This window comes from Bdellovibrio sp. SBM16 (assembly GCF_056175625.1).
This window is the reverse complement of sequence record NZ_JBJKJG010000005.1, coordinates 86,921-101,192: the sequence shown is the minus strand read 5'-3', so window position 1 is coordinate 101,192 and position 14,272 is coordinate 86,921. Positions and strand designations below refer to the sequence as shown.

The 14,272-nt window shown below is 42.7% G+C and carries 15 protein-coding genes; 7 read left to right on the top strand and 8 right to left on the bottom strand.

Translation table 11 applies throughout. The features are described 5' to 3' along the window. Positions 1-6: 6 nt before the first annotated feature. The 6 genes from AC04MM_RS06020 to AC04MM_RS05995 are packed head-to-tail and all read right to left on the bottom strand — an operon-like array spanning position 7 to position 5,673. Positions 7-576, bottom strand: coding sequence for a NifU family protein (locus tag AC04MM_RS06020; protein ID WP_475379427.1), 570 nt, complete (start codon positions 574-576; stop codon positions 7-9). Next, the gene (locus AC04MM_RS06015) at positions 573-1,790 is read right to left on the bottom strand and encodes an aminotransferase class V-fold PLP-dependent enzyme (RefSeq protein ID WP_475379426.1); all 1,218 of its coding nucleotides are present in this window, start codon (positions 1,788-1,790) and stop codon (positions 573-575) included. Before AC04MM_RS06015 ends, AC04MM_RS06020 begins: the two co-directional genes overlap by 4 nt. After that, positions 1,790-3,055: a Fe-S cluster assembly protein SufD gene (sufD, locus tag AC04MM_RS06010; protein ID WP_475379425.1), complete on the bottom strand. Its 1,266-nt coding sequence runs from the start codon at positions 3,053-3,055 to the stop codon at positions 1,790-1,792. Before sufD ends, AC04MM_RS06015 begins: the two co-directional genes overlap by 1 nt. Next, positions 3,055-3,810: a Fe-S cluster assembly ATPase SufC gene (sufC, locus tag AC04MM_RS06005; RefSeq protein ID WP_475379424.1), complete on the bottom strand. Its 756-nt coding sequence runs from the start codon at positions 3,808-3,810 to the stop codon at positions 3,055-3,057. Before sufC ends, sufD begins: the two co-directional genes overlap by 1 nt. Positions 3,811-3,812: 2 nt before the next feature. Then, entirely contained in the window at positions 3,813-5,264 is a 1,452-nt protein-coding gene (gene sufB, locus AC04MM_RS06000) for a Fe-S cluster assembly protein SufB (RefSeq protein ID WP_475379423.1), read from the bottom strand. Next, complete coding sequence (locus AC04MM_RS05995) at positions 5,257-5,673, bottom strand: RrF2 family transcriptional regulator (RefSeq protein ID WP_475379422.1); 417 nt, start codon at positions 5,671-5,673, stop codon at positions 5,257-5,259. The genes sufB and AC04MM_RS05995 overlap by 8 nt, the downstream gene beginning before the upstream one ends. 396 nt (positions 5,674-6,069) lie before the next feature. Here AC04MM_RS05995 and AC04MM_RS05990 point away from each other — a divergent pair, with 396 nt between their 5' ends. Continuing rightward, positions 6,070-6,834, top strand: coding sequence for a hypothetical protein (locus tag AC04MM_RS05990; protein WP_475379421.1), 765 nt, complete (start codon positions 6,070-6,072; stop codon positions 6,832-6,834). Position 6,835: 1 nt separating this feature from the next. Here AC04MM_RS05990 and AC04MM_RS05985 read toward each other — a convergent pair whose 3' ends face one another. Then, positions 6,836-7,948 carry a hypothetical protein gene (locus AC04MM_RS05985; protein WP_475379420.1) on the bottom strand — a complete coding sequence of 371 codons (1,113 nt, stop codon included), beginning with the start codon at positions 7,946-7,948 and terminating at the stop codon, positions 6,836-6,838. 36 nt (positions 7,949-7,984) lie between these two features. Here AC04MM_RS05985 and tolQ point away from each other — a divergent pair, with 36 nt between their 5' ends. The 6 genes from tolQ (at position 7,985) to AC04MM_RS05955 (ending at position 12,573) form a co-directional block, all read left to right on the top strand. Further along, positions 7,985-8,776, top strand: coding sequence for a protein TolQ (gene tolQ / locus AC04MM_RS05980; protein WP_475379419.1), 792 nt, complete (start codon positions 7,985-7,987; stop codon positions 8,774-8,776). 4 nt (positions 8,777-8,780) lie between these two features. Next, positions 8,781-9,197: an ExbD/TolR family protein gene (locus AC04MM_RS05975; RefSeq protein ID WP_475379418.1), complete on the top strand. Its 417-nt coding sequence runs from the start codon at positions 8,781-8,783 to the stop codon at positions 9,195-9,197. A gap of 5 nt (positions 9,198-9,202) precedes the next feature. Further along, entirely contained in the window at positions 9,203-9,994 is a 792-nt protein-coding gene (gene tolA, locus AC04MM_RS05970) for a cell envelope integrity protein TolA (protein WP_475379417.1), read from the top strand. A 9-nt stretch (positions 9,995-10,003) separates the two neighbouring features. Further along, positions 10,004-11,365, top strand: coding sequence for a translocation protein TolB (locus AC04MM_RS05965; RefSeq protein ID WP_475379416.1), 1,362 nt, complete (start codon positions 10,004-10,006; stop codon positions 11,363-11,365). A 62-nt stretch (positions 11,366-11,427) separates the two neighbouring features. Beyond that, entirely contained in the window at positions 11,428-12,060 is a 633-nt protein-coding gene (locus AC04MM_RS05960; RefSeq protein WP_475379415.1) for a peptidylprolyl isomerase, read from the top strand. 12 nt (positions 12,061-12,072) lie between these two features. Next, positions 12,073-12,573, top strand: coding sequence for a peptidylprolyl isomerase (locus AC04MM_RS05955; protein WP_475379414.1), 501 nt, complete (start codon positions 12,073-12,075; stop codon positions 12,571-12,573). Between the two features lie 55 nt (positions 12,574-12,628). On the opposite strand, the gene AC04MM_RS05950 is transcribed toward AC04MM_RS05955, so the two are convergent. After that, complete coding sequence (locus AC04MM_RS05950) at positions 12,629-14,215, bottom strand: esterase/lipase family protein (RefSeq protein WP_475379413.1); 1,587 nt, start codon at positions 14,213-14,215, stop codon at positions 12,629-12,631. Between the last annotated feature and the right edge of the window lie 57 nt (positions 14,216-14,272).

The following is a 14,272-nucleotide window of genomic DNA, read 5'->3' as shown; positions in this document are numbered from 1 at the left end:
TTGCAATTAAACCGGGATAACTTCGACAGCCGGATCGAATTCTTCTTTTAAGATGCCTTCGATCGCCATTAAAGTGCCGGTTGTCGAACTCGGGCAAGTGCCACAGGCACCCTGGTAAGTAACATACACCTTGTTATCTTCAAATTTTATCACTTCGATATCACCACCGTCGCCCTGCAAACCGGGCCGGATCGTGCGGTCTAGGATTTCTTCGATCTTTTGCTGTTCAGGAGATAAATTCTGGCGCGCCAGTTTCTTCTCATCAACAATTGTCTGATTCGGATTATGCACCGGCATGCGGGTCTGAATCACCGAGCACACTTGCTGTTTGATTTCTTCCGGCTCAACGTCAAACTGGTGGGTTACTGTGATCACATTCTGAAAGTAATGCACCTGTTTAACACCCGGAATCTGAAACAACGATCTGGCTAAGTTGTTATGCTCGGCTTCCTGAATATTTGAATAGGTGGCTTTGCCTTCGGTCAGCACCGGACGGTCCAAAATAAATTTCCAGGCAGCCGGGTTTGGCGTTTCCTGAACACGGATTAAAACTTCACTGCTTTGCATTTGGGTCATAATAACATCCTTTTTGCTTTTTCAACGGCAAGGACCAGTCTTTCGACATCTTCTGTATTGTTATAAATTGAAAATGAAACGCGCACTGTGCCGGTCATACCGAACTTACGCAACAGAGGCTGGGTACAGTGGTGACCGATACGGACAGCGATCCCCATCTTATCAAGGATCTGGCCGACATCGGCATGGTGCACGCCTTTTAAATTAAAACTTAGAATAGCTGCTTTTTCTTTGGCTTCGCCGAAGATCTGAATCTCTGGGATTGCTTTTAATTTTTCGGTCGCCAGTTTTAACAGCTCCTGCTCATGGGCATACACATCGTTAATATCGTATTGACTGAAAAAATCAATCGCTTCAGCCAGCCCTAGAGCACCTGCGATATGCGGGGTACCGGCTTCGAATTTAAAGGGCAGATCGTTGAACGTGGTCTTTTCATAGCGCACTTCGCTGATCATGCTGCCGCCGAACTGATACGGGGGCATTTTTAATAATAATTCTTTTTTACCGTATAAAACGCCAAAGCCATAAGGGCCGAAAAGTTTGTGCGCCGAGAACACCAGGAAATCCACATCTAAATCCACAACGTTTACGGCTTTTTGGGTAACTAACTGGGCCGCATCTAATAAAGTCACTGCGCCGACTGATTTGGCTTTCGCAATAATTTTTTTATACGGAGTGATCGTGCCTAGAATATTAGAACAACCCGAAAGCGCCACTAATTTGGTTTTCGCCGTGATAACTTGGTCGATCGAATTTTCATCTAATGAACCATCGGCATTAACCGCAATATATTTTAATTTTGCTTTTTTAGTCTCGGCAACAATTTGCCAAGGCACTAAATTGGCGTGGTGCTCTAGCTCGGTGATAACAATCTCGTCACCTTCGTTGATAAAAGTCATTCCGTAACAAGAAGCCACCAGATTGATACCTTCAGTGGTGCCTTTGGTGAAAAGGACTTCTTCGGTATGGGCAGCGCCGATAAACTGCTGGATTTTCTGGCGGGCACTTTCAAAATACTTGGTCGCCTGGTCACTTAAATAATGTGAGCCCCGGTGCACGTTTGAGGCCTCATCAGCATAGAACTTTTCAATGCGCTTAACCACGCGCTCTGGTTTTAGGGTGGTGTTTACGCTGTCTAGATAAACCAGCGGATACCCATTAACCATCTGGCGTAAAGATTTAAACTGTTTGCGAACTTCGTTTACGTCGTACATCAAAAAATCTCGTTTAATTTGTTTTCTAAAGTCTGGAACACAAAATTCTCCATAACTTCATTTTCAAGTTTATAAACCAGCTCTTTGGCAAAGCCGTGCGTTAATAAATGTACAGCTTTATTCTCGCTGATACCGCGGCTCAAAAAATAAAAAATTTCGTCTTTATTAAGCTGGCCCACGGTCGATCCGTGGCCGGCCTTAACATCATCGGCGTAAATTTCTAATTGCGGGATACTGGTGGCCTGTGCTGCCTTTGAAATCAGTAAGTTATTATTCAGTTGCTCTGAATTAGCTTTCTGTGCGTCTTGTTCAATACGCACACGGCCGCGAAACACCGATTGCGCCTTGTCGGTTAATATCGATTTATAGTGCTGACTTGAATTATTATGACCGATTTTGTGGTGCACGTAAGTGTATTGGTCACAGTGCTGGTCATCGGCCAACAACGTTAACCCGTAAACACCGGCATTGGCGTTTTCAGCCGTAAATTCAGTGGCCAGGTAATGGCGAGAAGTCTTGCCACCTAACGCTAAGTCTAAGCTAACCAGCTGACTGTCCTGGTTTAACGAAAACTGAATACGCCCAAAAGAGAAGTCTTTCGTATTCGAATTCTGCAAGTTAACACACTTCACATTCGCTGCGCGACCTAGAATAACCTGTAAATCGCTGTTAAAAGCGTGTTGGTTATTTACTTGCGACATTAAACCCAGCGTGTGCTGGATTAATTTTAATTCGCAGTTATCCGCAACCGTAACCTGAACTAATGGCTGAACCAGGGTTGACGCCTTGGCCGAAGCCACATGCACAATCTGTAGCGGCTTATCCAACTGTGATTTTTTATCAATAGTGATCACGGCCTTCTGAAAGCCAAAGCCACGTGATAGATTAATTAGTTTAACATCCGGAAAATCTGCTGCCACTGCAAAATCTGCTTCTTGCAAGTCTTTAAATTCAACCGGCACATCTGAATCTGATAGGGTTTTGTTTAAAAAACCATTTACAAAAACTAAATTGTAAAAGTCTGATGATAACTGTTTAGAAACAAAAACCATTTCGTCATGGCTTAACATGGCCTCTTCTAAGGCTAAATTCCAGTCAATGGCTTTAGCTTCAGATAAAGAGGTAAATTTCCACGCTTCTTCTTTTTTTGTCGGAAAACCTGCAGACTGAAAAGTCTGAAACGCTTTTTCGCGTAGGCCCGCGGCCTTTAGACTTTCCAGAGGATATTTAAGTTTAAATTGATTATAAGTATTTTGATCCAGCATTATACTAACCAGTCGTAGCCTTTTTTCTCTAATTCAAGAGCTAATGTTGCATCACCGGTTTGTACAATTTTACCGTCAGCCAATACATGTACAAAATCCGGTTTGATATAATCCAGTAGACGTTGGTAGTGAGTCACTAAAATGATCGCTTTATCTTTAGAGCGAAGTTTATTAACTCCTTCAGCGACGATTCTTAAAGCATCGATATCAAGACCAGAATCAGTTTCGTCTAAAAGCGCTAGACGCGGCGATAACACTGCCATCTGAAGAATTTCGTTACGCTTTTTTTCGCCGCCCGAGAAGCCAACATTAACCGGTCGCTCTAAGTACTCCGGCTTCATCGAAACTAATTTCATTTTTTGATATAAAAATTCACGGAAATCGCCTTCTGACATCGCCTCAGAACCTTGGTGCTCTAAGATCGAATTAAATGCTGTGTGCAAGAAGGTAAAGTTACTCACGCCCGGAACCTCAACTGGATACTGAAAACCTAAGAAGATGCCTTCTTTGGCGCGCACATCAGGCGTTAACTCTAATAGATTCTGCATAGTAAAGTTGATATCGTATTTGATCTCGCCCGCCGTAACTTCGTAAGCCGGATGCCCTGCTAAGATTTTTGAAAGTGTCGATTTACCGGCACCGTTTGGTCCCATGATCGCATGCACTTCACCGGGCTTAACTGTTAAGTTTAAGCCTTTTAAGATCTCTTTTTCGTCAACTTTAGCTTTTAAGTTTTTTACTTCTAACATGTTCATAGTTATCCCACTGAATTTTCTAATTTCATTTCAATTAATTTAACGGCTTCGACCGAGAACTCCAGAGGCAATTCCTTGAACACCTCTTTACAGAAACCGTTTACCAGCATGGAAATGGATTTTTCTGTGTTTAACCCACGCGACTGAAGATAGAAAAGCTGATCCTCAGAGATGCGTGATGTTGTCGCCTCGTGCTCTAGAACTGCGGTATTGTTTTTAACTTCAATATACGGAAACGTGTGCGCACTCGATCTGTCACCCACAAGCATTGAATCACACTGTGAGTAGTTACGCGCATTTTCAGCTGACGGCATGATCTTTACTAACCCGCGGTACGCATTCGAAGAATGCCCCGCCGAAATCCCTTTTGAAATAATCGTGCTCTTGGTGTTTTTACCGATATGAATCATTTTTGTTCCGGTATCGGCCTGCATGTAATCATGGGTAAGTGCTACTGAATAAAAAGCACCTTCAGAGTTATCACCCTGCAAGATGACCGATGGATATTTCCAGGTAATTGCTGAACCAGATTCAACCTGCGTCCAAGAAATTTTTGAATTTTTGCCTTTGCAGATTCCGCGCTTGGTAACGAAATTGTATATTCCGCCTTTACCTTCTTTGTCGCCGGTGTACCAGTTTTGCACCGTAGAGTATTTAATTTCGGCGTTATCCAAGGCAACAAGTTCAACGATGGCTGAGTGTAACTGGTTTTCATCACGTTGCGGAGCTGTACAGCCTTCAAGATAGTTCACGAAGCTGCCTTCGTCGGCCACGATCAGGGTTCTTTCAAACTGCCCGGTTTCTTTGGCGTTGATACGGAAGTAAGTCGATAGATCAATCGGACAACGAACACCTTTCGGAATGTAAACAAAACTTCCGTCCGAGAATACCGCCGCATTTAAAGCAGCATAGTAGTTGTCGGTAAACGGAACCACTGAGCCGAAATATTTTTCGACTAATTCAGGGTGTTTTTTGATCGCTTCAGAAATAGAGCAAAAAATTACGCCAACTTTTTCTAATTCTTCGTTATGGGTAGTGGCAATAGAGACAGAGTCAAAGACAACATCCATCGCAACACCAGAGATACGTTTTTGCTCCTGTAACGGAATACCTAAACGTTCAAACGTTTTGATCAATTCTGGATCGATTTCATCCATCGATTTTTTGGCTTCAGGTTTTTGCTTGGGAGCCGCGTAGTAAGTCAGATCCTGAAAATCAATCGGCGGATAATTCACTTGCGCCCATTTGTTTTCACTCTGGGCCGGCTCGGTTAAGGTTAACCAGTGGCGGTAGGCCTTTAAGCGGTAATTTAACACCCACTCAGGCTCATTTTTTTTCGCTGAAATTAAACGCAAGATCTCTTCTGAAAGACCTTTTGGTACGGTCTCCATTTCGATATCAGTGGTAAAGCCGTATTTGTATTCGTAAGAGGTTGATTCGCTTTTATTAGACATGGAAGACCTCTTCTACAGAAATCGATTTGTAAAAATCCTGAACTTTTTTATTTAAATTTTCGACCGGTGATACGATGGTGCAATTTTTTAACAGATCACATTCTTTATCAGAGATGCATTTTGCCAAATCCGTTGAACCTTCGATGATGTTCACTAAGTCGTAAACAGAAATTTTTGCTAAGTCTTTGGCTAAGCGGTAACCGCCGTGCAGCCCGTATTCGGCTTTTAAGATACCGTGTGAACTTAAGGTCTGCAGAACCCGCGCCGTCACTTCGGCCGGTGAATGATTGGCTTCGGCAATATCTTTTGCCGAAACTGCAGGTTGCACAGTTCCTTCTTGGTGATTGAGCTCAGAAAAATGTTTTAACGCCATTAGAGCGTATTCAACTTTTTTATTAAGTTTATTCATAAAATCCTAAACACAGGCCACTGAATTAAATGGCGACAAAATTAGTCGGATATTGCATTTACGGGTCCCATTTATACGCCCTTTTAGTTGAAAGGCAAATGAAAAAGGCGACAAATTTAGTCGGGATTTAAACACAGCTAAGTTATTGAAATTATTAGCTATGGCGAATAAGCCACAGACTAAAACTTCAAGCTGTTTTCTTTATCACTAAAGCGGTCTATAGTCGTTTTCAGCTATGAAGCTGCTTAACTTAAGGCTTTTCTTTCTGGCTGTAAGTTGTTTGTTTGCCAGCGCCTGCGCAAACAAGACACTGATTCGCGACAGCGAGTACCATCCTGTTTAATCACAGGCAATAATCAGGTTGAGTTTATCTGGAACCCTGAATAAATTGGCCGCATGAGAATTATTCAGGCGATCTTAGCTTCGTTATTTGTTTGTACTGTTATCTTTTTTACCGTTAAGTTCTGGGGCCTTTCACAACCTTACTCAGATTACAAACACCCGTTTTATGAAACTGCTGACGTTATCATTTTCAAAAAACCGCAGTTTAGCCAGATTGCAAATGCACTTAATTCTTCGACAGACAATCTTTATCTGGATATCGCTAACACCAAAGATCAAAAAGTCGTTATTGTGGCGACCACAGCAAATCAGCCACACGATCACACTAAAAACATCCGCAACAAACTGTACGCTGAAGTTGAAAAAGATGTTTTGCTGTTAAGTCAATTTCAGCAACAGCTGGCAAAACGAAAGATTATTTTTAACATCGTTGAAAATGCGATCGCCGGACATTTGATTTTTACCGACGAGATGAAGCGTCTGGGCCTCGAAAAAGGCGTGAACTTTGTCGTCACTACCCCTTACGAGGTTTTGGCTAAATCCATCAAAGAACAGGCGCCGACCTTTTTATACGGCACGACCCAACCGGAAATTTTGAAGCTAAAAGCCATGGAATCGTTAAAATTAATCGAAGCTGCCACCATGCGCGCCGATATCCTGATTTATCCGTTAAGCTACTATAAACAGCCATTCTACAGCGAAGCCTTACAAACTGAACTGAAGCGCCGTTATAAAAGAATTATCGTAGGTCCGATCAGCGCCGCTGAAATTGAAGAAGCGAAGAAAGTTAATCCGCTGGGAATCATTATCCAGGAATAGGCTATTCAATACAGCGGTTCTGCAAGTGCCGCTTAACCATATCACGCGCCTCAGCCATATTAGCCATATACGGCTGGTTCTGAATAAGCGCGTATTCCATAAATGTTAATTTCTTAATTTTACTTTTTTTAAGTTTGTCACGCATCGCCGGCTGTCTGCGCATGGTCGATCGCATTTCGCTCAAGTTTTGCCAGGTTACAAAATCTGATGACTTAACAACTTGCCCTGCGGCTTTGCGGTTTTTGTAGTAACCATCGATGAGGCGTAAGGTTCCGGTAATCCCGCGGTTATAGGCAAAATACACAAACTGCTCGATCATTTGCGGTGTTAAGATTGGTTCGATTTCAGGACGTAATTTCACTAATTGCTGCTTAAAGAAGATCTGATCACGGAGCGCATGCAAGTAGTGCAGTAAAAATCCACGGTAAGGGTTTTCCGGAAGCGACATCATTGAACAGCGTTTTGCCACCGTAAAAGCATCCATCTCTAATTTACCCACGGTGCTGGCGATACGCTGACAGCTCGGAGAATTACTTTCTAAAAGCACGCGGCGGGTTTTTTCTACCAGGTCGCGTTCAGTTACCCGCAACATCCCGTTTTTTGTCATCTGCGCAACACCTGCATCGAAACCGGTGCGGTTGATTGCGTTAATATGAAACCCGCTTTCAATCATAATTTGTAAAAATGAGCTGCGCGGATCTAGATTAAAACAGTCTTTCACATCATGATAGGCGTTATAAACAAGTCGTGTATAGTTTTCGCTTAAACAAGGACGAGGCGCGCCGACTCTTGGCTTTTCTTCTTCATTGTTACAGTAGGCAAAACTGCCGTTAAAATTTTTCTGCGCAAATTGAATACACTGAATCGGGATTTTTTTATCCCAGTCCTCCGAATGATCAGCCACATATTCAGCTGGCATCCGTAAAATCTGGTCCTCTAAGTAAAGTTTACTGCGGGAGTGACAAATTTCGAACTTCGGTTTTGCATAGCTGGCCTGCGGAACTTTTGCAGCTTTCGGGAGAGGAACTGAGCTGGGCGCACGATCTACAGATTTTTGAACACACTGAATCAAAAAAAATGTACTCAACAACAGAGCAATTAATTTCTGATTCAAGTTGCTTGCACCTTTAAAGTTCACTAAAATATCCTCATGAAAAAAATCAATTCACTATTCTTCATCATTGTAACACTTTTTTTATCTGTTGAAACCGCATTGGCGCAAACTCAGACCTCGACAAACGTCGGACTAAAAGTCGGGCCTCTTGAATCGATTATGCAGGCAAGCCTTCTGGTGCAGGCCGTGATCATGATCCTTATCTCTCTTTCAATTATGTGCTGGGGCATTGCCTGGAATAAATATCAGGACCTAAAGCTGGTTAAAGCGGCCAATGCTACTTTCAATCACATCTTCTGGAAATCAAATTCGCTCGACGAAATCTTTGAAAAAATTGATACCTACAAAGCCTCATCGCATGCCCGAGTTTTCAAATCGGCTTACACTGAAATGAAGAAAATTGCGGATTCACCGATGTTAAACAAAAACCTTCACAGCGAAAATGAACCACCGTTACTTGCAGGGCTTGATAACTTAGAGCGCTCAATGCGCAAAGCCATCGAAAACGAAGTCGAACACATGGAGTCCCGCTTAACCGTGCTAGCATCGACCGGTTCAACCGGCCCGTTCATCGGCTTATTTGGTACCGTCTGGGGTATTATGAATTCATTTCAGATGATCGGTCAGACCGGAAACGCCAGCCTTGCGGCCGTTGCTCCCGGTATTTCTGAAGCCCTGATCACAACCGCGATCGGACTTGCAGCAGCGATTCCGGCAGTTATGATTTACAATCATTTTATCACTGAAATTAAGCGTGAAGAGACACAACTGAATAATTTCGCAGCTGATTTTTTAAATACCGTTAAACGTAATTTCTTTAGAGGTTAATTCTATGGGAATGAGTTCGGGCGGAAACAAAAATTCTAAAATGGCGATGAGTGAGATCAACGTCACCCCGTTTGTCGATGTGATGCTGGTTTTACTTATCATCTTTATGGTGACGGCGCCGATGATGCAGCAAGGGATAGATGTTAATTTACCCAAGACTTCATCAGGCGGAGTTTCTCTGAATGAAGATCCCTTTATTCTGACCGTAGACATTAACGGTAAAGTTAAGATCGCTGACGTTCAGGTGCCAATGGATAACTTAAAGGCAAAATTGAAAGCTATTTTTGCCAATAAAAAGAATAAACAGATCTATATACAAGCCGATAAAAAAGTCGATTACGGCATTGTTGCCGAAGTGATGGGTGAAGCCCGCGCCGCCGGCATTTATAATTTAAGTCTGATCACGATTGCCAAGGAGTAATAATTTTGGCTGTTAATCGTGGTATTTATATTTCATTAATTGCGCATGCTTCGTTGATCTTATTGATGGTCATCAAGGTGTCGTTTTTTAGCAAACCCCAGATTAACTTATCTGAAGCTATCCGCGTAGATATGGTCGGGCTGCCGGAAAAATACAACCCCGGCGAAAAATCCAACGAACTTCCCGAAAAAATCGAAAACCAGGCAGAACCTGTTGTTGAAGTAAAACCGGAAGAAAAAAAACCAGAGCCAAAAGCAGAAACCAAAGCAGAAGAAAAAAAGCAAGAACCCAAAGCCGACAGCAAGCCGGATCCGAAAGCTAAAGCTGATAACGATGCTGTAAGCCTGAATAAATCAAAGCAAAAACAAAAAGCCGCTTTGGAAAAACTTAAAAAAATGTCGGCGATCGAAAAGATCCGTCAGCAGGTGCAAACCGAAAAAAGTGCGGCGGCTGCGGCAAAAACCTATAAAGGCCGTGTGATTTCCAAAGGCACATCCCTTACTGGTTTAGATAAAATCCAGTCAGAAAACTATCTGGTGCAGTTGGACGCTTTGATTAAATCAAATTGGTCGCTGCCACAGTGGTTAATCGGTAAACCGTTAAAGACAAAAATTTTAGTGAAAATTCATCCTGATGGTCGAGTGGCTGACAGAAAAATCGTGCAAACTTCGGGCAACCCAACCTATGATGAATATTGTTTACAGGCTATTGAAAAAGCAGCGCCATTTCCTAAAGTTCCGGAAAAATTTACGGAAGTTTACAGTGAGGATGGCGTTCTATTCGGCTTTCCGGAGTAAGGATTACTTATGCAAAAATTAATTTCATTGTTTGTTATTTTATATACGTCTTTGTCTTTTGCGCAGAATGCCTACATTAAGGTCGGCGATGCCCAGGCTAAAAAAAGTAATTTAGCGTTTCCGGTGATGAACCAGCTTAATGCCACCAAGACCGGCAATCATATCAAACTGGCAGCGCAGATCCACAATACAGCGATGAAGGACTTAGAGCTTTCGACGTATTTTAATATCATGCAGGCCGGCTCGTTTTTAGAAGATACAACTACAACGTCAATTAAATCTAAAACGCTGGATTCTAAAGGCTTTGATTTCAAAACCTGGAAAACCATTGGCGCAGAATTTTTGATCCGCTCTTCATTTGCCCTGATCGGTGATAATATTTCGGTTGAAATGTATCTGTACCAGGTCAGCGAACAAAGAACAATTGTCGGTAAAAAGTATTCTGCTAAAGCCGGCAACACCTCACAGATCGGCCATACTTTAGCCAACGATGTGTTAGAGGCCTTGACCGGACGTCGCGGTGTATTCTTATCTAAGATCGTAGCCACGACTGACCGCACTGGCTATAAAGAAGTCATCACAATGAACTGGGACGGCAGCGATCAGGAAATGGTCACAAAAGATCGCAGTGTCGCCATTGCCCCGAACTGGTCACCGGACGGAAAAAAAATATTGTACTCGATCTACACCCGCCGGGTGGGTTCGGCGCAAATGAATCTGACATTGTTTCAACATGATTTAAGGACAGCTAAACGTTCGATCATCTCAAACCGCAATGGTTTAAATCAGGGCGGCAGTTATTCTCCGGACGGAAAGTATATTTATCTGACGATCTCTCAGGGTGGCTCACCGGATCTATACAAGCTGGATTTAAAAGGTGACATCGTTACCCGCTTAACCAAAGGGCCAGCAGGTGCAATGAACGTCGAAGCTGCGGTCTCTGATGACGGGTCAAAAATTGCTTTTTCATCTGATCGCGGCGGCGCGCCTTCAATTTATGTGATGAACTCTGATGGCAGCAATGTGAAACGTTTAACTTTTCAGGGAAAATATAATTCAACACCGACCTGGTCCCCAGACGGTAAAAAAATCGCCTTCGCAAGCCAGATCGAAAACTACTTTGATATTTTCGTAATGGATGCCGATGGATCTAATTTACGCCGTATCACCACAGCCACTAAGCCTAACGGCAAACGTGCAAGCAACGAAGATCCGAGCTTTTCTCCCGACGGTAGATTTGTGGTTTTTACGAGCAATCGCACGGGCACATTTCAGATTTTTGTGACAAGCGTTGACGGAAATGAAGAACGCCGTGTCACTCACGATTCTTATAACTATTTTAAGCCTAAATGGTCGAATAATCTGGAATAAAAATAAGCACTCTTAATGGGATCTTGACGATCCCTGAGCCACCTCAGGTATAAAAAATACCTATGAAAACACACATGGCCAAAGCCAAAAATTCGCAAGTTAATGTTATCGTTTGGATCTATTTATTAGCCTTTGTTTTAATGACCTGGTCATTCAAAACGCATGCAAAAGAAGTCTCTGCCACTGCTAAAAAAACTGAAGCACCGATTGTCACCATCGACACGTCTTTAGGTAAAATCAAAGTTAAGTTAAATCCGGAAAAAGCCCCGATCAGTACCGAGAACTTTTTAAAGCACGTTGATAAAAAGTTTTATGATAAAACTATTTTTCACCGTGTGATCAAAGATTTCATGATCCAAGGTGGCGGTCATACCGCTGACATGAAAGAAAAAGCCACACCGTTTGCGCCAATTCAAAACGAAGCTAAAAACGGTTTATCTAACCTGCGCGGCACAATCGCCATGGCACGCACTAACGATATCCACTCAGCAACGGCACAGTTCTTTATTAACGTGGTTGATAACCAGCGTTTAGACCACAAATCTGAAGACCGTTACGGTTACGCCGTTTTCGGTGAAGTTGTTGAGGGCATGGATGTAGTTGACAAAATCCGTGACCAAAAAACAAAAACTGTTGGCGACTACGCTGACGTTCCGGAAAAAGTAATCGTTATTAAATCAATCCGTAAAAACTAATAAGGTAAAATTATGATCGCTACATTTGAAACTAACCGCGGCACTTTTAAAGTCAAATTATACAACGACAAGTCTCCGAAAACCGTTGAAAACTTCGTAGGTCTTGCAACCGGCACTAAAGAGTGGACAGATCCTAAATCTGGCGAAAAAGTAAAGCGCCCGTTTTATGACGGCTTAGTCTTTCACCGTGTAATCAAAGATTTTATGATTCAGGGCGGTTGCCCGTTAGGCACAGGCACTGGCGGCCCGGGTTACAGATTTAACGACGAATTCCACCCGGAACTAAAACACTCTAAACCAGGTTTATTATCTATGGCGAATGCCGGCCCTAACACTAACGGTTCACAGTTCTTTATCACGACTGTACCGACACCTTGGTTAGACAACCGTCACGCGATCTTCGGTGAGGTTACTGAAGGTTACGATGTCGTAGATGCTATCGGTAAAACCAAAACTGGCCCGATGGATCGCCCGGTTGAAGCGGTTGTTATCAACAAAGTAACCATCGCTTAAGTCAATTTACATTTTCATTGAAAACTAAAAGGGAGCTTGTTAGCTCCCTTTTTTTTTATTGTTCTAAATTTAGCTCGATGAATGTGGTGTAAGTCGGTCGAAGAGGCATCGTCACTGTTCGTTTTTTGAGTCCCGGAATATCAACTGTCACAGTCACCGGAAACGTTTTTTCAGACCAATCTGTTGGGTTAATCGAAGTTCTTTGCCAGTAAGCATCGGTCGGCTTTACGTTACCGGTAAGCTGAACGTTGACCTGGTTCGTATCCTGAAAATGTTTGGCAACACGCGAGCCCCATTCCTTATAACGACCTAACTGGATACGGTAATCCTGAAAAGGATATTCGCGGCTAACTAAGGCATCTTCATCTTCACCGGCTTTACGGTTTTTCGATTCTTTCGGCCCGTGCTTGTAATTTACCTTAATGTACTTAGCGATACCTTTGGTTTTAAATAAGTCTTTCGGAGGAATAAAATTTTTCGGCAGCTGCAGATTAAAGCTTAGCTGAAACGTGCGCATCTCACTCATTAAAGCTGTATGCGCTGATTTACCGAAGCTTTGATCATCTTTGTGCAGACGCGCGCGCATAAATTCGTAACGTTGCTTATCACACGAGTTGTCTTTAGCCTCGCAACGTGAAAGATGGGTAAAGATCGGCGCATAGGTTGGCTGATTACACTGGGCTGCATCGATACAGCTATGCGGGATAACGGCCATACCTAAATCATCACTCATAGTCGTATGAACTGTTTCCATGAGCTTAAATTCCGGCTCGTTACTGAAGTACTGCGAATAGCCAAAATCCTTCATTTCAATCGTGTCATTTACTTTTTCGTGAATGAATTTATTGATTGAATCACTGTAATAGTAAAAACCTAAACGCGTACTCGGGACGTGCACAACTTTGTCTGATTCCCAGCGCTCGCCTACGTTTAAGCGTTGCGATTTTGAAGAATTAGGCGCAACACCAGAGATATTTAACATATACGGGCTTTGCACCTGCTCATAGGTAGCCATGGCTTTTGCGCGGAAGAATTCAAAAATCTTGTTCGAAGCCAAAGACATATCGCGTACTTCCAGTTTTCCAACTGCCATGATTTTATAAACAAGATTCTGCATCCACTCAAACGGCAATTTATCATTAATGATATGAGCCATACCCGAACCCCAGAAGGGCGTACCTAAAGTAACGATCGCCTTAACTTTGCTGGCAATTTCAATTTGACGCTGATTTGTACCCGCAATCGTTTTAGCGTACCAAAGAGTCGTCACTAAACCGCCTTGCGAATGTGTTACGATCGAAATTTTATCGTCTTTACCCAAAGGAAGATCAGTAAAAAAATCAGAAAGAAATTTTTCGAATGACTCAATAAATTGCGGAACATCCGCATCCATTCTGCCGGTTTGATATAAAAATGTCTGTGTGACCACATCGTATTTTGGATCTACATATTCAAGATGGTTTTTTACCACCGGCAACAGGTCGCCGAATGTTTCCCCGTTACCTGCTAAACCATGCACCGTAAAAATGTAGTGTTTTGCGGGACGTGATTCTTCTGACGAAGGCGCACGGCCAAGCCATTTTGAAAAAGTCTGACAAGAAAAACTGCCTAGTAAGATGAGAATAAGTAGTAAGTGTTTCATAGGTGCTTTATCGTAAACTTTGCTGTGTCAATAGAGTCTAGAACACTGTAGTCCCCT